Origin of the sequence: Weeksella sp. HMSC059D05, from assembly GCF_001809725.1 — a bacterium.
Classification (GTDB): Bacteria; Bacteroidota; Bacteroidia; order Flavobacteriales; family Weeksellaceae; genus Weeksella; species Weeksella virosa.
Window position 1 is genome coordinate 48,400 of the sequence record NZ_KV798546.1, and the last position, 17,294, is coordinate 65,693.

The 17,294-nt window shown below is 35.4% G+C and carries 15 protein-coding genes; 5 read left to right on the forward strand and 10 right to left on the reverse strand.

Annotated features, from left to right (window positions below; translation table 11 throughout):
* Nucleotides 1-10 precede the first annotated feature (10 nt).
* From HMPREF2660_RS07060 to dapA, 8 genes are all read right to left on the reverse strand, one after another.
* Nucleotides 11-1,669, reverse strand: a complete 1,659-nt coding sequence (locus HMPREF2660_RS07060) for an RluA family pseudouridine synthase (RefSeq protein ID WP_070486345.1) — start codon at nucleotides 1,667-1,669, stop codon at nucleotides 11-13.
* 5 nt (nucleotides 1,670-1,674) lie between these two features.
* On the reverse strand, nucleotides 1,675-3,327 hold the full coding sequence (gene recN / locus HMPREF2660_RS07065; protein ID WP_070486347.1) for a DNA repair protein RecN: 1,653 nt from the start codon (nucleotides 3,325-3,327) through the stop codon (nucleotides 1,675-1,677).
* 1 nt (nucleotide 3,328) lies between these two features.
* Complete coding sequence (locus HMPREF2660_RS07070) at nucleotides 3,329-4,234, reverse strand: type IX secretion system protein PorD (RefSeq protein ID WP_013599071.1); 906 nt, start codon at nucleotides 4,232-4,234, stop codon at nucleotides 3,329-3,331.
* Nucleotides 4,231-5,436 carry a bifunctional phosphopantothenoylcysteine decarboxylase/phosphopantothenate--cysteine ligase CoaBC gene (gene coaBC / locus HMPREF2660_RS07075; protein WP_070486349.1) on the reverse strand — a complete coding sequence of 402 codons (1,206 nt, stop codon included), beginning with the start codon at nucleotides 5,434-5,436 and terminating at the stop codon, nucleotides 4,231-4,233. Before coaBC ends, HMPREF2660_RS07070 begins: the two co-directional genes overlap by 4 nt.
* On the reverse strand, nucleotides 5,436-5,756 hold the full coding sequence (locus tag HMPREF2660_RS07080) for a DNA-directed RNA polymerase subunit omega (RefSeq protein WP_013599073.1): 321 nt from the start codon (nucleotides 5,754-5,756) through the stop codon (nucleotides 5,436-5,438). Before HMPREF2660_RS07080 ends, coaBC begins: the two co-directional genes overlap by 1 nt.
* Nucleotides 5,757-5,767: 11 nt before the next feature.
* Nucleotides 5,768-6,658, reverse strand: a complete 891-nt coding sequence (locus HMPREF2660_RS07085) for an outer membrane protein assembly factor BamD (protein WP_070486351.1) — start codon at nucleotides 6,656-6,658, stop codon at nucleotides 5,768-5,770.
* A gap of 70 nt (nucleotides 6,659-6,728) precedes the next feature.
* Nucleotides 6,729-7,235: a ferritin gene (locus HMPREF2660_RS07090; protein WP_013599075.1), complete on the reverse strand. Its 507-nt coding sequence runs from the start codon at nucleotides 7,233-7,235 to the stop codon at nucleotides 6,729-6,731.
* 13 nt (nucleotides 7,236-7,248) lie between these two features.
* Nucleotides 7,249-8,130 carry a 4-hydroxy-tetrahydrodipicolinate synthase gene (gene dapA, locus HMPREF2660_RS07095; RefSeq protein WP_041942174.1) on the reverse strand — a complete coding sequence of 294 codons (882 nt, stop codon included), beginning with the start codon at nucleotides 8,128-8,130 and terminating at the stop codon, nucleotides 7,249-7,251.
* A 133-nt stretch (nucleotides 8,131-8,263) separates the two neighbouring features.
* Here dapA and HMPREF2660_RS07100 point away from each other — a divergent pair, with 133 nt between their 5' ends.
* Together HMPREF2660_RS07100 and HMPREF2660_RS07105 are read left to right on the forward strand one after the other, a co-directional pair.
* Nucleotides 8,264-9,016, forward strand: a complete 753-nt coding sequence (locus HMPREF2660_RS07100) for a 5'-nucleotidase C-terminal domain-containing protein (RefSeq protein ID WP_013599077.1) — start codon at nucleotides 8,264-8,266, stop codon at nucleotides 9,014-9,016.
* On the forward strand, nucleotides 9,013-9,942 hold the full coding sequence (locus HMPREF2660_RS07105) for a bifunctional metallophosphatase/5'-nucleotidase (RefSeq protein WP_013599078.1): 930 nt from the start codon (nucleotides 9,013-9,015) through the stop codon (nucleotides 9,940-9,942). The genes HMPREF2660_RS07100 and HMPREF2660_RS07105 overlap by 4 nt, the downstream gene beginning before the upstream one ends.
* An 86-nt stretch (nucleotides 9,943-10,028) precedes the next feature.
* Here HMPREF2660_RS07105 and HMPREF2660_RS07110 read toward each other — a convergent pair whose 3' ends face one another.
* Nucleotides 10,029-11,387 (reverse strand): acyl-CoA dehydrogenase family protein, encoded by a 1,359-nt coding sequence (locus tag HMPREF2660_RS07110; protein WP_070486353.1) that lies wholly within the window; start codon nucleotides 11,385-11,387, stop codon nucleotides 10,029-10,031.
* A 70-nt stretch (nucleotides 11,388-11,457) separates the two neighbouring features.
* The gene (locus tag HMPREF2660_RS07115; protein ID WP_041942175.1) at nucleotides 11,458-12,414 is read right to left on the reverse strand and encodes an NAD-dependent epimerase/dehydratase family protein; all 957 of its coding nucleotides are present in this window, start codon (nucleotides 12,412-12,414) and stop codon (nucleotides 11,458-11,460) included.
* A 126-nt stretch (nucleotides 12,415-12,540) separates the two neighbouring features.
* On the opposite strand from HMPREF2660_RS07115, the gene HMPREF2660_RS07120 reads away from it, so the two are divergent.
* From HMPREF2660_RS07120 to HMPREF2660_RS07130, 3 genes are all read left to right on the forward strand, one after another.
* Nucleotides 12,541-14,562, forward strand: coding sequence for a M13 family metallopeptidase (locus tag HMPREF2660_RS07120; protein WP_070486355.1), 2,022 nt, complete (start codon nucleotides 12,541-12,543; stop codon nucleotides 14,560-14,562).
* A gap of 54 nt (nucleotides 14,563-14,616) precedes the next feature.
* Complete coding sequence (locus HMPREF2660_RS07125; protein ID WP_013599082.1) at nucleotides 14,617-14,901, forward strand: rhodanese-like domain-containing protein; 285 nt, start codon at nucleotides 14,617-14,619, stop codon at nucleotides 14,899-14,901.
* Nucleotides 14,902-15,071: 170 nt separating this feature from the next.
* The gene (locus HMPREF2660_RS07130; protein WP_070486357.1) at nucleotides 15,072-17,081 is read left to right on the forward strand and encodes a M13 family metallopeptidase; all 2,010 of its coding nucleotides are present in this window, start codon (nucleotides 15,072-15,074) and stop codon (nucleotides 17,079-17,081) included.
* Nucleotides 17,082-17,294 lie beyond the last annotated feature (213 nt).

The window sequence follows — 17,294 nt, forward strand, 5'->3', positions numbered from 1 at the left end:
TAGAATAAAATTAGAAATTTGGGTCTTTGATAAATGTAAGTTTTTTATTTGATATTGGATGAAAAAACTCTAAGCATTCGGCATGTAAAAATAACCGAGAAGCTTTTTGTCCATATAGATCGTCTCCTAAAATTGGCGAATCAAGTCCCAAAGAATGAGCAGCATGTACACGCAATTGGTGAGTTCTTCCTGTTATAGGATAAAAAAATATTCTTGTAATACCATTTGAAATTGATTCTACTTGGTAAAGAGTTTTAGCATTTTTACCATATTGATAACAAACTAATTGACGAGGACGATCTTCTAAATCTACTCTCAAAGGCAAGTTAATTTCACCCGAATATTTATTTACTTCACCCTCTAATAAAGCAACGTATCGTTTTTTTACTTTCTTTTTCAGAAATTGTTTCTGTAATTTCTCATGGGCTATTTTAGATTTTGCAATAACCATTAAGCCAGAAGTTTGCATATCTAATCGATGTACAATCATCGGTGATGAAATATGAGGATATTGCTGTTGTAATCTAGTTTGTACAGAATCTTTTACTTGAATCCCTGGTACAGAAAGAAAATTCTCGGGTTTATTGATGACAATAATCGCATCATCTTCATACAAAAACTCAATTTCTTTATCTTTATTTGTATCTATCAACAATGGGTTATCATCAACAAGTGTTGCGCTTAGCATGTGTCCTAAAATTGGTTGACATTTTTGCGTACATGCAGGGTAATATTGCGCATGTTTTCTTACGGCCGATTTTGGCGAAGCTCCCCACCAAAATTCCGCCATGCATATAGGTAGTAAATCATGTAAAAATGCATATTGCAATAGTTTTGGCGCTGCACATTCTCCGGCTGCAGCAGGCGGATTTTTACCGAATATTGCCAATAAATTTTTCGATTTTTTGTCTTGATTCAAAAATTGATATTGCTGAAATAAATACGTTTGTAAATGATTGGATATTCTTTTTCGTTTACATTTTAAGTCTTCTATCTTCTTTTTATATTCTGATAGTTGGTTTTCTATTTTTTTTAAAGTAAGATTTTGCTTTTCCTTCAAATCTCGTAAAGTTCTTTTTTCCGCCAAACTTTCGTTTATTAGGATAGCATTTTCATTCTCAAACTCCTCAGGAGAAAGCTTCTCTTTTAACTTTCTGCGAAGCATATCTCGTTGAGATTTCTGTCGCTTCATTTTTTGCTTCTGATCAGTAATTTTCTTTTGATAATCTAGTTGGTATTTGGTTAGATCGTTTTGTAAATCAATAAAATAACTTTGGTTTTCTAAAGTGTTAATTGAATTATTCAAATCATTGAGAATTTCTTCTTTCTGATGAAAGTAACTGTCTTTTTTCAACATATCAAAAATGGGAGGAACGAAATAATCCCAATGATTTTTATTGGCTAATTTCCCAGAAAAAGCGGCTAAAAAGCCTAGTGTGTTCTCTTTTGTTTTCACAACCAAAACACCAAACATTTTACCAATTTCTATATCTTTTCGATTATTATCTAACCCAAAATTATGATCAAAATCTGTGGTTGTTTTTAGATAGTTTTGTAGAATCTCCGAAGCTTCAATCGCCAAAGGGTGTGGATCGTAGTAGAACGGAAATGTAAATTTTTCGGGTAAGGCTATTTTTTTTTTATTGGGTAATGGGTGTATTTTATACATTATTTTTATTGCATTAATGCTTTGGCCTGTTCCAATGCAGAATCTGTAACCGATGATCCAGAGATCATTTGGGCAATTTCATTTAGACGCTCTTGGTGATCAAGTTTTTTTATCTTTGTAGAGGCAGAATTTTTGTCTATTGTCTTATAAACCTTATACTGATTATTTCCTTTAGAGGCTACTTGTGGCAAATGCGTAATTACGAAAAGCTGCATATTTTTGGCCATTTCTTTCATAACCAATCCTGTATCATTGGCTATTTTACCAGAAATACCTGTATCAATTTCGTCCAAAACCAGTGTAGGTAGTTGAAGGTGTTCTGCTAACAGCTTTTTGATTGCCAGCATCAAACGAGATCTTTCTCCACCAGAAACTGCTTTTTCAATATTTTTTGGTTCTGAACCTTTGTTGGCACTAAAAAGGAATTCTACTTTACTTTTACCAGTCGATGTAAAACGCGGTAAAGTTTGTAAACGAATCGATAAAACAGCATTCGGCATTCCTAACTGTTGTAATGTTTGCATTAAATATTTCTCCACTTTCGGTATCGATTGTTCTCTTGTTTTATGAAGTTTTAGCGACTTTTGCTCTAATAAATTTTCAAGCTTTACAAGGTCTTTCTCTTTTCTAGCAATCGTTTCTTCTATATTTTCTAATCCAAAATTTTGTTCTGCTAATTTTTCTTCGATCTCCAAAAGCTCCTCGATTGTTTGTGCTTGATGTTTTCGTAATAAATTATGCAATAAATCCAATCGTTCATTAATTTCGATCAATCGCTCAGGATTTGCTTCAAAACTACTCAGCTCACCTTCCAAATCTTGTTGCACATCTTCCAACTCTATCCTTGCTGTAAGCAGTCGGTTGTATAGCGTAGATAAGTTTTCAGAAAAACTACTTATTTTATTTAGTCTTTGTTCAACTTCTCGTAAAACAGTCAATAGCCCAAATTCTTCATCTTGAAAAAGGTGTGAAGTTTCTGCTAAATTGGCGAGAATATCTTCTGCATGGCTCAATGTTTTAGCTTCTTCTTCTAAGCATTCTAGCTCATGTTTTTTCAGTTCTGCTTTCGTAAGCTCTTCTAGCAAATACGCATTATAATCGTGGTTGTTTGCCATCTCTTGCCGCTGAGTTTTCAATAGCTCAACCTCATTTTGCAATAAGCTATAGGAGGTAAACTCTTTTTGGTAGGATTGGATATCTAGCTGATCTTGTGCATACGCATCCAAGACATGAAGTTGATAATTATTCTCAATAATTTTTGCTGTGTTGAACTGAGAATGAATGTCAATTAATTGTTCAGATAACTTTTGTAATAGATTGATGTTGACTGGAGTGTCATTTATAAAAGCACGAGATTTACCAGAGGGCAATAACTCTCTACGGATGATGGTTTCTTGATCGTAATCCAGTTCATGTTCAGAAAAAAATGTTTGGAGACCCAAGTCTTTTATCTGAAAAATTGCTTCAATAATTCCCTTATTTTCTTGATTTTTGAGTAGTTTCATATCGGCTCTTTCTCCTAAAACCAATTTAAGAGCACCTATTAAAATCGATTTACCAGCACCCGTTTCACCGGTAATGGTCGTTAAACCTTTTTCAAACTCAACCTCGAGTTCGTCTATGATTGCAAAATTTGTGACACGTAAACTTTGTAACATCTTATTTTTTCAGGTTGTTCCAGGTTTCTCTATTTTTCGGAGAAAGCGTGTTTAATATTTCTTTCAATTGAGGAAGATTCACCGTAGAAACAGGGCCTCCACCAAAAATTTTTGTGATTTCATCTTTTTTTGCCGAAATAAATAAATCTACAGGATAAAACTGTTGATAATTACCTTTTGCATAAAAATCCAATTGTAACAGTGCGTTTCCTAAGTTGTTTTTTGCTCGCATATCGCTTTCTGCCATTAAATCTAAGCCACTTCTGTGGTACTGATAAATAGTTGTCCGCAAGTTATTGGCATCACTTTTCAGGAAATTACTCGCCAATAGGCTTCTCGCCTGTAAGCCATCCAAATCGCTCCAACCACTGAACTTGGTACCTTGCCCTAATTGTGCTATTTTTTGTGCGGTTTTGTAATATTCTGTTCCGCCATTTCTGGCAAAAGAATCTGCATCATAACCTAAAATCATGTAGATGTAAAATGCCACTACATCGGTAAGATTTTTATTGCTAAACTTCCGATCGTTGAAAATCAATTGTTCATTTTCAGAATATTCAAAAGTAAAGTTATTATCAGCTAGGTTCAGCATCGGTGTATAATAGGTGGAGTTGAAAACCGGTCTTCTCGATTGAACGAGAAGTGAAGCTTTGTACTCGTTACCGGTTTTGTTGATGATGATGATATTGAAATTTGCTTCGATTCTTTCGTGCGGTTTCAATCGGGTAGTGGTCCAATTCGTATTATTAATAAAATCTTTTAAAGATCTTTGTAAAGTTTGATACACCTGTGTGTTCGAGCCCTGCACTTGCGAATAATCTATATTGACATCTGCTACGAAGGTTTGCGCCCAACTAAAAGTAGACACAAAAACAAAACAAATTATTGAAAGCAACTTATTCATCATGATAATTTTTGGGTGATAAGATAGGATAAAATATCGAAGGCAACTTCTTTTTTCGATTTTGTTTCGAAGCTTTTTTGTTTACCATTTCGATCTAAGATAGTAATCTTATTGGTGTCTTTCTGGAAACCAGCTTCTTTGTCTCTCATCGAATTGAGTACAATGAAATCTAGGTTTTTCTTTTTCAATTTTTTTTCTGCAAAAGCAATTTCATTATTGGTTTCCAATGCAAATCCTACCAATATTTGATCTGGAGTTTTGATTTCGCCTAGTGATTTCAGAATATCAGGATTTTTCACCAACTCGATAATCATTGTATCGTCGTCTTTTTTTATTTTTTGTTCGGCTATTTCTTTAGGACGATAATCTGCTACAGCAGCTGCCATTATGGTAATATCTGCCTCTAGAAAATTGTTGTGCATCGCAGTATACATATCTTGCGCAGAAGTAATTTTTTGGACAGTAATTTCCTTATGAGAAACTTTTTCGGCACTTGGACCTGAGACCAAGGTTACTTTAGCACCAAGTAAATAAGAAGCTTCAGCCAGCGAATAACCCATTTTGCCCGAAGAATAATTTCCGATGAATCGAACCGGATCAATATTTTCATATGTCGGACCTGCAGAAATCAAAACATGTTTCCCAAAAAGGGGTAAATCTTTTTCGATAAGTTTATCCAAAAAATCGACTATATGTTCAGGTTCTGCCATTCGGCCTTCGCCAACTAAACCACTTGCCAACTCACCGCTTTCTGATGGAATTATGTGAACATTATTTTTCTCAAGAATTTCTAAATTCGACTTAGTAGTTGGATGTTGATACATATCCAAATCCATAGCTGGCGCAATAATCACAGGACATTTTGCCGATAAATATGTTGCAAGCACAAGGTTGTTACATGTGCCATTTGCCATCGCAGAAAGCGTATTCGCGGTACATGGCGCAATGATCATATAATCGGCCCAAAGAGCAAATTCTACATGGTTATTCCAATCACCATTTTCGCTAAAAAACTTCCATTCTACTGAATTTTTAGAAAGGGTAGAAAGGGTGAGAGGTGTAACAAAACTTCGTGCATCAGGCGTCATTATCACTTTTACCTGAGCTTCCTGCTTGACGAGCAATCTAACTAAAATAGCGACCTTGTAGGCCGCTATTCCGGCAGTTACTGCCACAAGTATATTTTTATTCTTCAGTCTAGACATTAATCCTCGTTTGGATTTCTGAAATAAATATCATTATCTATCCATTCTTTGATTGCGATAGAAGTAGGCTTTGGTAAGCGCTCATAGAATTTTGATACTTCTATTTGTTCCCTATTTTCGAAAACTTCCTCTAAAGAATCAGTGTGAGAGGCAAAATCATCTAATTTCTGGATAAGTTCTTGCTTCATCTCTTGATTGATTTGCTCTGAACGTTTTCCCATGATTACGATAGCTTCGTAGATGTTGCCAGTTTTGGCCTCTATTTTGTTTCGGTTGTAGGTTACAGTTGTTGTTGCAGCATCTATATCTTTAAAGTTCATAATAATTTCGTTTAATTTACAGTTTGATTATCTAAGTTATATTGTACGTTTCTATCTTTAGCTTTTTGTGCTTCTTTATGCATATCGATTTGTGCTTTCACTTTATCAAAATCGTTGATAGCTTTGGCTAGGCTTGTATTGATTTTTTCAGCTTCGCTTTTGAAGCTAGATTCTGGATATAAACGCGAAAATAATTTATATTGGGTGAGTGCTTCTTGTAGACGAAGTTCTTTATGCTCTAATCGGCTAAAATTCATCGCTAATTCGGCTTTCGAACGAAGAGAATAGAGCATGGCTTCTTCTCTGTATTTGGAATCCGGAAAATCGTCTACCATATTATCAAAAGCAACTCCCGCTGCTTTGTATTTCATTGTTTTATAATACACACGGGCTATTTCGAATGCTTTTTTCTCTAATTTACCTCGAAGTTCGTCAATATATTCATTGGCTTGGGCTACGTGCTCAGACTCTGGATAGGTATTGATGAAGTTTTGCATTTCATCAATCGCATTATATGTACTGGTCTGATCGAGATTGTAACGCGGAGAATCTTTGTAATAAGAAAAAGCCGATAAGTATAGTGCATCTTCTGCACGGTGATCCAAGGGGTAGGTGCCAGCAAAATTCTTAAACAAATGCCCTGATAAACGATAGTTTTCATCGTTGTAATTGGCTTGCGCAATATTATAGGCAATATCTGCAGCCTTTTCTGTTCCGACAAAAGAGGTGGAAATTCGATTGTATAGCTCAAGTGCTAAATCGTATTTACCTTGCTCGAACAATGTGTTAGCAATAGAAAAAATCTCGTCTTTATCAGAGCTTTTCATTGCTTTGTTGTATTGCGTATTACACGAAGTAAGCATCGTGGCCACAAGAAAGGTTAAACTAACTTTTTTAAACATTCTGCAAACTTACTAAAAATAAACTATTTGTTGAAAAAAATATCCAACCATTCTCTTTTTTTATCAAGTGCTATTCAGCTGTTTTTCCTTGATCCATATTGGCTACATCTCGATCAAATAGATAGAGACCTCCTTTGTCTTCACCAATCATTTCTAGTTTATCGAGAATAGTGCGTGCAAGTCGTTCTTCTTCAATCTGTTCAGAAACATACCATTGCAAGAAGTTGTGGGTAGTATAATCACGTTCATCAAGGGTAAGTCCGACAATTTCGTTGATGCTTTCTGAGACAAAAATCTCGTGTTTCAAGATTGCCTTGAAAACATCTTTAAGGCTTGAAAAGCTTTGGTCTGGCTCTTCTATTTGTGGCACATGTGCTTTACCTCCGCGCTCGTTGATAAATTTGATTAATTTCAGCATATGCATTCTTTCCTCATCAGCGTGGGCATATAAAAAATTGGCAGAACCTTCTAATCCTTTGACTTCTGCCCAAGAAGCCATTGCCAAATAGAGTTGAGAAGAATCTCCTTCTAATTTTATTTGCTTGTTTAATGCATCGAGAATTACTTGTGAAATCATATTTTTCTTATTTTTAATTTATATTATTTAATATTTTTTTTATGGTTTGGGATAGATTTTCTGTAGCCGGCATCAGTGGTAATCGTGTATATGGAGAACAAATTCCTTGATGATGCAAAACTGATTTTATACCGGCAGGATTACCTTCTGCAAAAATTGCTCGGGTAATTTCTACCATCTTATAATGTGCTTCGTAGGCTTGATCTACTTTTCTTTCTAAACCTAAACGTATCATAGAAGAAAATTGTTGTGGAATTCCTTGTGCTATGACAGAAATCACTCCTTTTCCTCCCGCCAATGTCATCGGTAAAGCAAATTCGTCATCACCAGACAAAACAAAAAAATCCCTCCTTGTATTTTGTCGTAGGACATCGGTTGATTGTAGAAAATTTGGCGAAGCTTCTTTTATTGCTATGATATTGTCAAACTCGTTGGCCAAACGTACAGTTGTTTCTGCTTCGATATTAGAACCAGTTCTGCTTGGTACATTATACAAAATTATTTTAGAATCGGTTTGCGATGCAATCATTTTATAATGCTGATAAATACCTTCTTGGCTTGGTCGATTGTAATAAGGAGAGACGGTCAACACTGCTTCAAAAGCTCCTAAATCACTTGTTTTATACGCCTCTACAACAGCCGTAGTGTTATTACCTCCAATCCCTAAAACTAAGGCAACTCGTTGTTTGTTTGCTCGAATGACAGTCTCTATTACTGCTTTTTGTTCTTCTGCAGTCAACGTAGCTGTTTCTGCAGTTGTTCCTAAAACAACCAAAAATTCTACTCCACCTTCGATAGTATAATCTACTAACTTCTCCAAGGCAGGAAAATCAATACTTTTATCTTCTTTGAACGGAGTAATTAGAGCAACTCCAGTTCCCATTAAATTTTTCATGATTGGTATTAAATTATGTAAATTTCCTAATAATCTTTCGTAAACACAAATCTAAACTTAACTTTAGAATTTGTTTAAAAAAAATAATGATTTTTAGTCGTATTTCCCAAATAAAATAAAGAATTTTGTAAGCATGATAGTAACTATTAAAAAACTGAAATTTCTTGGTTTGTTTGGTTTGATGACCCTCACTGTTTCTTGCACCACTCAAACATTGCATCAAGAAAAGTTTGATTTTCTAGCTAATACACCAATAGACTCAGCGCTAGAAGAGGATTCTGAAATGGTCTCTTTTATTCTACCGTATAAACAAAAACTCGACACAGAGATGAATCGTGTGATTACCTACACGCCAGTTGATCTTACCAAAGATGGGTTTTATTGTACCTTGTGTAACCTTACGGCCGATATGACGTTGGAGTATATCAACCTGCACTTTATTAACGAGCCAAAACTGCAAGCTGATGCGGTAGTCCTTAATTATGGTGGGTTGAGAAGGAGCTTCAACAAAGGTCCTTTGACCGTAGGAAATGTGTACGAATTGATGCCATTTGAGAACGAATTGATGTTGTTAACACTTACCGGACAGTCGGTCAGAGAAATGATGGATTACCTGAGAACTTTTAGCGTTGGGCATCCAGTCGCAAACATTTCCATAAAATCTGCAAATGATTATACAATAGACGGTAAACCAATATCCGACCAAAAAACATACCGCATTGCAACGACCGATTATTTATACAATGGTGGTGATCGAATGTTCTTTTTTGCCAAAGCAATCGACGCCAAAGTACTCAACATAAAACTACGCGATTTACTGATGGTAGAGTTTCAAAAGACAGACACACTACAAGTAGACACCAAACAAAGAATATTTGCCAAATGAAAAGAAGAGATTTTATCCTACAAACTGCCGCTGCTACTGCTTTTACTTTAGTGCCTTCAGTAGATTTATTTGCTAATGAGCCAAATGTAAAGAAAATTACAATTTTACATACGAATGACCAACACTCGAGAATAGAGCCTTTCGAGGAATCGAAAGATCCGAAATACTCGAATAAAGGTGGTTTTGCACGTCGGGCAACTTTGCTGCACCAAATCAGAAAACAAGAGAAAAATGTTCTTTTATTAGATGCAGGTGATGTTTTTCAGGGCACACCATATTTTAATATGTTTGGTGGTGAATTAGAGTTCAGACTAATGTCGAAAATGGGCTATGATGCAGGGACAATTGGTAATCATGAGTTTGATAATCACTTAGAAGGTTTAAAAAAGCAACTTCCCTATGCTAATTTTGATATTCTCAATGCCAACTACGATTTTACCAATACGATTTTAGAAGGGCTTATAAAACCCTACAAAATTATTATAAAAGATGGTGTGAAAATAGGAATTTTCGGGCTAGGAGTTGGACTCAAAGGGCTTGTCGATCCTCGCGCTTATGCAGAGACCGTCTATCTAGACCCAATAGAAATTACGCAAGACATGACCCGGATTTTACGCGAGGAACAAAAATGTGATTTGGTAATTTGTCTTTCTCATTTAGGGTACGAATATCAAAGCAATCAGGTAAGTGATGTAGTCTTAGCAAAAGCGACCAAAGATATAGATCTGATAATCGGAGGGCATACACATACATTCTTACCAGAGCCTCAGGTTTTTATAAATTCTGCAGGAAAAAATGTTTTGGTTAATCAAGTTGGGTGGTCTGGATTGTTTTTAGGTAGGATAGATTTTTTCATTCAAAAAGGAAAAGTAAAACAAATCGCAACTTATCCAATTGGTCATTACGAAATCAATCAATACGTATAAGATTTCCATCCTAATAAAAAAATAATAAAAGCAGTCATTAAATAGTATAACTGCTTTTATTTTTTTATATATAGAATATCAAAACCTTACGCAAAAGCACTGAATCCAGTAATTGAACGTCCGACAATCAACGAGTTAATCTCTTTGGTCCCTTCGTACGAGTAAATTGCCTCTGCATCGGCCACAAAACGAGCCACATTGTGATCGAGTAAAATTCCGTTTCCGCCCATCACTTCGCGAGCATGAGCTACGATATCTCGAGTTCTAAGTGTACAAAAAACTTTTGCTAGAGACGCATGTTCGTCTTTTAATTTTCCTTCATCTTGAATTTTAGATAAGCGATAAACCATCGTTTGCATTGCCGTAAGATTCGATAACATCTCGACCAAATGCCCTTGAATCAACTGAAAAGAAGCAATTGGTTTACCAAACTGTTCTCTTTTTCGAGTATAATCCAACGCGTTTTCATAAGCGCCTCGAGCACATCCTGTAGCCATCCAAGCAACGCCAGCACGCGTCATTCGCAACACATTTGCAGTATCTTTAAAAGTATTGGCTTTTTCTAACTTATCGGTGTCTGGAACTAAACAGTTATTCAAGGTAATCTGTCCGTTTTGTACAATCCGAAGTGCCATTTTACCTTTAATTTTTTCTACCGAAATACCTGGATTATCTTTTTCTACCAAAAATCCTTTTACTTGATCGTCGGCGATATCACGCGCCCAAATAATGAAGACGTCTGCAAAAGGAGCATTCCCAATCCATTTTTTTTCACCGTTGAGAAGCCAGCCATTTTCAGTTTTTTCACAAGTGGTAGTTAAGCCACCTGCTGCTCCTGAGCCAACTTCGGGTTCAGTAAGACCAAACGCTCCAATTTTTTTGAGTTGTTGTAGTTCTGGTAACCATTTATTTTTTTGTTCATCCGATCCACAAAGATAAATAGATCCCATAACCAAACCAGATTGTACACCGAAAAAGGTAGCAATAGAAGCGTCTATTCTTGCCATTTCATGAGCGATTACACCCTCCATGAGAAACGGAAGGTTAGGACAACCATAGCCTTCGTAGGTAACTCCACAAATATTAAGTTCTTGAAAAATAGGAATAATTTCGAAAGGGAATTCGTCTCGCAACCAATAATCATTGACCAAAGGCTGAATTTTTGTTTCCATTACTTCTCGAACTTTTTGTTGTATTACACGCAATTCTGGAGGTAATTCGTGGTACACATCATAAAAATCGCCATCAATCGGAGGAAGTTCTTTTTTCTTGCGAGTAGGATCGATCATTTTTTCCAAAGCTTTCATTTTATTTTTGTCGAGATTCGACAAAGCTTTTAGCATTTTAGGAAGATCGACTTGTTGAGAGATTATATTAACTTGTTCAATATCAATTGTAGAAGCTAACTGATAAAGACCTTTTAACTTTGAAATGAAATTTGCCATATTTTTTGTGTTTTGATATACAGAAAACTGCAAAGAACATTCCGAAAGTTAAAAGGATGAAATTCATCTATTATCGAATATTTAATTTTATTCTTAGATGTTGCAACATCGTTTCGGTCATTCGATCAAGATCATATTTGGGTTGATATTGCCAATCTTTTCTAGCAACTTCATCATCAATACTCGAAGGCCACGAATCGGCAATCGCTTGTCGAAAATCAGGTTCGTAATCGATCGTGAAATCGGGCAAATGTTTTCTAATTTCTGCGGCAAGTTCTTCAGGCTCAAAACTCAATCCACCTAAATTATAAGAAGTGCGAATACTTAGATGCTCTGCAGGCGCATTCATCAATTGGATAATTGCTTCTATGGCGTCATCCATGTATAGCATAGGCAAATAAGTTCCTTTATTCAAGAAAGATGTATAATGATTATTTTCTAGTGCTTTATAGAAAATATCCACTGCATAATCGGTTGTACCACCACCTGCCAAGGTTTTCCAGCTGATAAGACCCGGGAAACGAACACTTCTTACATCAACACCAAATTTATCGTGGTAATAATTACACCAATACTCTCCCGATAATTTAGAAATGCCATACACGGTAGAAGGCGTATGAACAGTATTTTGTGGCGTATTATCTTTTGGAGTATCCGGACCAAAGACCCCAATAGATGAAGGCCAAAATAGCTGCTTAATCTTTTTCTCTTTTGCCAATTCTAGAAAAGTTAACAAAGAATCCATATTCAGTTTCCATGCAAAAAGAGGATTTTTTTCGGCAGTTCCGGATAACAAGGCGGCCAGATGGTAAACAATTTTCACCTCGTACTTTTCTACGATTTGGTAGATGCGTTCGGAATCTAGAACATCCAACTCTTCATATATAAAATCTTGCTCAATCGAAGGTTTGGGTTGAATGTCGGTAACAATTACCTTTTCTTTACCATAGATAGAAATTAATTTTTCTGCTAATTCAGAACCAATTTGCCCTAAAGCTCCGGTAATGAGAACTGTGTCATTTTGCATGATGAATAAAATAATTTGTTTGCGCACCAAATATAGTACTTTATATAAATATTTTTCTAGTCAAAATCACTAAGTTTGTAACATATAAGCCAGTAAACACAACTTATATTAGCGAAAATTTTTATTATGAAGAAACAACTAATGGCGGCAAGTTTTGCTTGCGCCTCTATAATTGGCATGGCGCAAGAAGCGCATCAAGCAATTCGTTTAGATTATATGGATAAGTCGGTTCGTCCGCAAGATGATTTCTATAATTATGTGAATGGAAATTGGATGAAAACAACACAAATCCCTGCCGACAAGAGTCGTTGGGGTAGTTTTGATGAGTTGCGTGAAAATACAGACAAAGTGAGTCTGAATCTATTACACGAACTTTTAAAATCTAAACATGCCAAAGGCAGTAGTGAACAAAAAATTGCTGATTTATACAATGCATATACCAATTTTAATGTACGTAATAAAGTTGGCTTAGCTCCATTGCAATATTATTTTAAAAAAATAGACGATATAAAAAATCTAGATGATTTACAGAATTATTTATTAGAAGTCACTCCGATAGGAGAAAATCCATTTTATGGAGTTTATGTGTACGCAGATCTAAAAAACAGCCATCAAAATACAGTTTATATGGGTGATGTAAACTTGGGTTTAGGTAAGACCTATTACCAAAAAGAAGATGCTAAAAATACCGAAACACTCGAAAAATATGCACAATTTATAGATCAATTAATGCCATTTACTGGTAAAAAAATCAATAATCATACAGGGTCAAAAATTGTAACTTTCGAGAAAATGATTTCTCAATATATAAAAACTGTAGAAGAAGATCGTGACCCCAACAAATCATACAATCCAGTGAAATTGAGTGAGATAAAAAAACTCACAAAAAATATCGATTTCGAAAAATACGTAACATCACTAGGGATTAATCCTGAAATAGTTGTGATTGGGGAATTGGATTATTATAAAAATTTAGACAAAATCCTTAACAAAGAAAATCTTCCGATTATCAAAGATTATCTAAAATTTCATTTGATGAATTCCTTTGCGGGGTATACCACAACCGAATTGGATGAAATTAATTTCAATTTCTATGGTAAAACTCTTTCTGGTCAAAAAGAACAACGCGCCATAGAGAAAAGAGGCTTATCGTATGTAAATGGTACCACTGGAGAATTACTAGGTCAAATTTATGTAAAAGATAATTTCCCGCCAGAAGCAAAAGAGAAAGCAGAAGAGATGATTTCTTATCTTTTCAAATCATTCGACATGCACATCAAAAATTTAGACTGGATGTCGCCTACAACGAAAGAAAAAGCTTTAGAAAAATTAAATAAATTCACGGTAAAAATTGGCTATCCAGACAAATGGAGAGATTACTCAGAACTCAATATTACCTCTTTAGAAGATGGAGGAAGTTTAATCCAAGCCAATATGGCTGTTAGCGAATGGGCATTTAAGCAAAATTTAAAAGACTTCGGTAAACCTGTAGATAAATCTCGCTGGGGAATGTCACCCCAAACTGTGAATGCTTATTTCAATCCGGTAAACAATGAGATTGTTTTCCCTGCTGCAATTTTACAACCACCTTTCTATGATTATAAAGCAGACCCTGCCGTAAATTTTGGAGGAATTGGAGCCGTTATCGGTCACGAAATTTCACATGGTTTTGATGATTCAGGAGCTAAATTTGATGGTGATGGAAACTTAGTAAATTGGTGGACCGAAGAAGATGAGGCAAAATTTGCAAAAGCAACCGAAAAATTGGCTAAGCAATATGATAAATACGAGCCCGTAAAAGGAGTTTTTGTAAACGGAGTATTTACATCTGGTGAAAATATAGGAGACTTAGGAGGTGCTTCGGTAGCGTATGATGCACTCATGCTGTATCTAAAAGATAAAGGAACATTGCCAAAAATAGACGGATATACCCAACAACAACGCTTTTTCTTATCTTGGGCAACAATATGGCGTACCAAAACAACCGAAGAAGCCTTAATCAATCAGGTAAAAACCGATCCACACTCACCGGCATACTTCCGTGCGTTTGGTCCACTGGTAAATATAGATGCTTTTTATGAAGCATTCAATGTAAAAAAAGGAGATAAATTATACCTTCCTAAAGAAGATCGTGTTTATATTTGGTAAATTATGTTTAGAAAAATAATTAATTGGTATAAAGAACGAAAGAAAATTATAAAAATGACAACAACAGAAGCAATTAAAAATCCAAATGCCACGCTTATCGATGTCCGAGAACCATATGAGTTAGAGACAGACGGAGTAATTGATGGAGCAATCAATATTCCGTTAGGAGAAGTTCCACAGAAACTAGAGGAGATAAAAGAAATGCCAAAACCACTAGTTTTCTTTTGCCGTAGTGGAAATCGTTCTGCGACAGCTGCACAATTTATGCAAGAAAATGGAGTGGAAGATGTTTACAATGGAGGAGGAGCCGATGAAGTAAATGAAATCCTGAAGGCGTAAGATCGCTTCCAGATAACCGATAAAAAACTCTACCCAAAAGGTAGAGTTTTTTTGTTTATATTAGCAAAAATAGATTCTATTTAGGAGATGAAAAATCAACTAGAATTAGTTTCCATTATTGATAGAAAAGTATAATAATTTCAAAATCATATATCAAAAAAAAGAAAGCTATGAAAAAACAGCTCATGTTAGGAGGTGCCTTATTCACGGCGCTTACAGCAACTGCGCAAGAAATAAACCAATTTATTCGGATGGATTATATGGACACTTCAGTTCGTCCGCAAGATGATTTCTATAATTATGTAAATGGAAATTGGATGAAACAAGCCGAAATTCCAGCCGACCGTAGTCGTTGGGGAAGTTTTGATGAATTGCGCGAGTCAACCGACAAAGTTACGCTGCAATTGTTGAAAGATTTAGACGGAAAAAAACATCTACAAGGCTCTGACGAACAAAAAATCACCGATCTTTATCATAGTTATATCGACTTAGAGACAAGAAATAAAGTAGGATTACAGCCGATTGCACCCTATATCGAGCAAATAAATAATCTAAAATCAATCGCAGAACTAGAAGCATATCTCACCAAAGTTACACCACTTGGCCTCAATCCTTTTTATAGTTTTTATGCTTCTGCTGACATGAAAAACTCTACTATCAATGCGGTTTATTTAGCAGGAGGTAGTCTAGGATTGGGAAGAACTTATTATCAAGTAGAAGATGAAAGAAACAAAGAAACCTTAGATCATTACATTAATTACATCAACCAACTTTATCCGTACAGTGGTTCTAAAACAAAAGACCTGAAAGGTCCACGCGTTTTAGCTTTTGAGAAACAAATTGCGAAAAACCTGAAAACGGTTGTTGAAGCTCGTGACCCCGACAAACGCTACAATGTCTATAAAACTAAAGACTTAAAAAAATTAGTAAAAGTCGTTGACTTAGAGAAATTTATGAAAACTTACGGAGTCAATGTTGATGAAGTTATTATTTCTGAGGTTAAATATTTCGAAGGTCTAAATCAATTGTTGACTCAAGAAAACCTAGACGACATTAAAGCATATCTAACCTTCCAATTATTGGATCGTTTCTCATCACTATCAACCACAGAGTTAGACAAACTTAACTTCTCTTTTTATGGTCAAAAGTTGGCCGGACAAAAAGAACAACGTGCATTAGACAAACGAGGCTTAGCTTATGTAAACAATAATGTCGGTGAATTATTAGGGAAAATTTACGTAAAAGACAATTTTCCGGCTGAAGCCAAAGCCAACGCAGAGGAAATGATATCGTATCTATTTAAGTCGTTCGACATGCATATCAAAAACTTAGCATGGATGTCTCCTGTAACGAAAGAAAAAGCATTAGAAAAATTAAATAAATTCACGGTAAAAATTGGCTATCCAGACAAATGGAGAGATTATTCTGGATTGAAAATTACAGGAAAAAGCCTGATAGAAAACGCCTTAATTATCCGCCAATGGTCTTTCCAAGAAAATCTTAAAGATGTAGGCCAACCGGTAGATAAATCTCGCTGGGGAATGTCTCCACAAACAGTAAATGCCTATTTCCGTCCATCTGCGAATGAAATCGTCTTCCCGGCTGCCATTTTACAATCTCCTTTTTATAATTACAAAGCAGATCCTGCCGTAAACTTCGGAGGAATTGGAGCAGTTATCGGTCACGAAATTTCTCATGGGTTTGATGATTCGGGTGCCAAATACAATGGCGATGGAAATCTAGAGAACTGGTGGACACCGCAAGATAAAGAAAAATTCAAAGCAGCATCAGCAGCTTTGGCAGCACAGTACGACAAATACGAACCAGTAAAAGGAACCTTTGTGAACGGTCAATTTACATTAGGTGAAAATATTGGCGATTTGGGCGGTGCTGCTGTAGCTTATGATGCACTCATGATGTATCTGAAAGACAAAGGAACATTGCCAAAAATTGATGGTTTTACACAACAACAACGTTTTTTCTTGTCTTGGGCTACAATTTGGCGTACCAAAACAACCGATGAAGCTGTAATAAATCAAGTAAAAACCGATCCACATTCGCCAGGATATTTTCGCGCGTTTGGACCACTAGTAAACATTGATGCGTTTTATGATGCATTCGATATAAAAAAAGGTGATAAACTATATGTACCCAAAAAAGACCGCATTGTAATCTGGTAATATTTGTAGAACACTTCATGTTTGAATTGAATTTTGGTAGGATAAAATACTTTATTCTACCAAAATTTTTGTATATTATAGAAAGTTTTTTGTCGTTTTTTATGAAAAGTATAAGCAAAAATTTTTTATAATCATATTTCGTATATTTGTAGAATCGAGCTAAACAATTATTTGTAGTCATTTGTTTATCAGACAGTTGATAACTTGTTGATA

Bases quoted from the DNA above. Each gene is read 5' to 3' on its own strand.
- HMPREF2660_RS07085 (WP_070486351.1), bottom strand. From the start codon at position 6,658: ATGTTTAAAAAAGTTAGTTTAACCTTTCTTGTGGCCACGATGCTTACT.
- HMPREF2660_RS07120 (WP_070486355.1), top strand. From the start codon at position 12,541: ATGAAGAAACAACTAATGGCGGCAAGTTTTGCTTGCGCCTCTATAATT.
- HMPREF2660_RS07125 (WP_013599082.1), top strand. From the start codon at position 14,617: ATGACAACAACAGAAGCAATTAAAAATCCAAATGCCACGCTTATCGAT.
- HMPREF2660_RS07100 (WP_013599077.1), top strand. From the start codon at position 8,264: ATGATAGTAACTATTAAAAAACTGAAATTTCTTGGTTTGTTTGGTTTG.
- coaBC (WP_070486349.1), bottom strand. From the start codon at position 5,436: ATGTCTAGACTGAAGAATAAAAATATACTTGTGGCAGTAACTGCCGGA.
- HMPREF2660_RS07110 (WP_070486353.1), bottom strand. From the start codon at position 11,387: ATGGCAAATTTCATTTCAAAGTTAAAAGGTCTTTATCAGTTAGCTTCT.
- HMPREF2660_RS07090 (WP_013599075.1), bottom strand. From the start codon at position 7,235: ATGATTTCACAAGTAATTCTCGATGCATTAAACAAGCAAATAAAATTA.
- HMPREF2660_RS07080 (WP_013599073.1), bottom strand. From the start codon at position 5,756: ATGAACTTTAAAGATATAGATGCTGCAACAACAACTGTAACCTACAAC.
- HMPREF2660_RS07060 (WP_070486345.1), bottom strand. From the start codon at position 1,669: ATGTATAAAATACACCCATTACCCAATAAAAAAAAAATAGCCTTACCC.
- HMPREF2660_RS07105 (WP_013599078.1), top strand. From the start codon at position 9,013: ATGAAAAGAAGAGATTTTATCCTACAAACTGCCGCTGCTACTGCTTTT.
- HMPREF2660_RS07115 (WP_041942175.1), bottom strand. From the start codon at position 12,414: ATGCAAAATGACACAGTTCTCATTACCGGAGCTTTAGGGCAAATTGGT.
- dapA (WP_041942174.1), bottom strand. From the start codon at position 8,130: ATGAAAAATTTAATGGGAACTGGAGTTGCTCTAATTACTCCGTTCAAA.
- HMPREF2660_RS07130 (WP_070486357.1), top strand. From the start codon at position 15,072: ATGAAAAAACAGCTCATGTTAGGAGGTGCCTTATTCACGGCGCTTACA.
- HMPREF2660_RS07070 (WP_013599071.1), bottom strand. From the start codon at position 4,234: ATGATGAATAAGTTGCTTTCAATAATTTGTTTTGTTTTTGTGTCTACT.
- recN (WP_070486347.1), bottom strand. From the start codon at position 3,327: ATGTTACAAAGTTTACGTGTCACAAATTTTGCAATCATAGACGAACTC.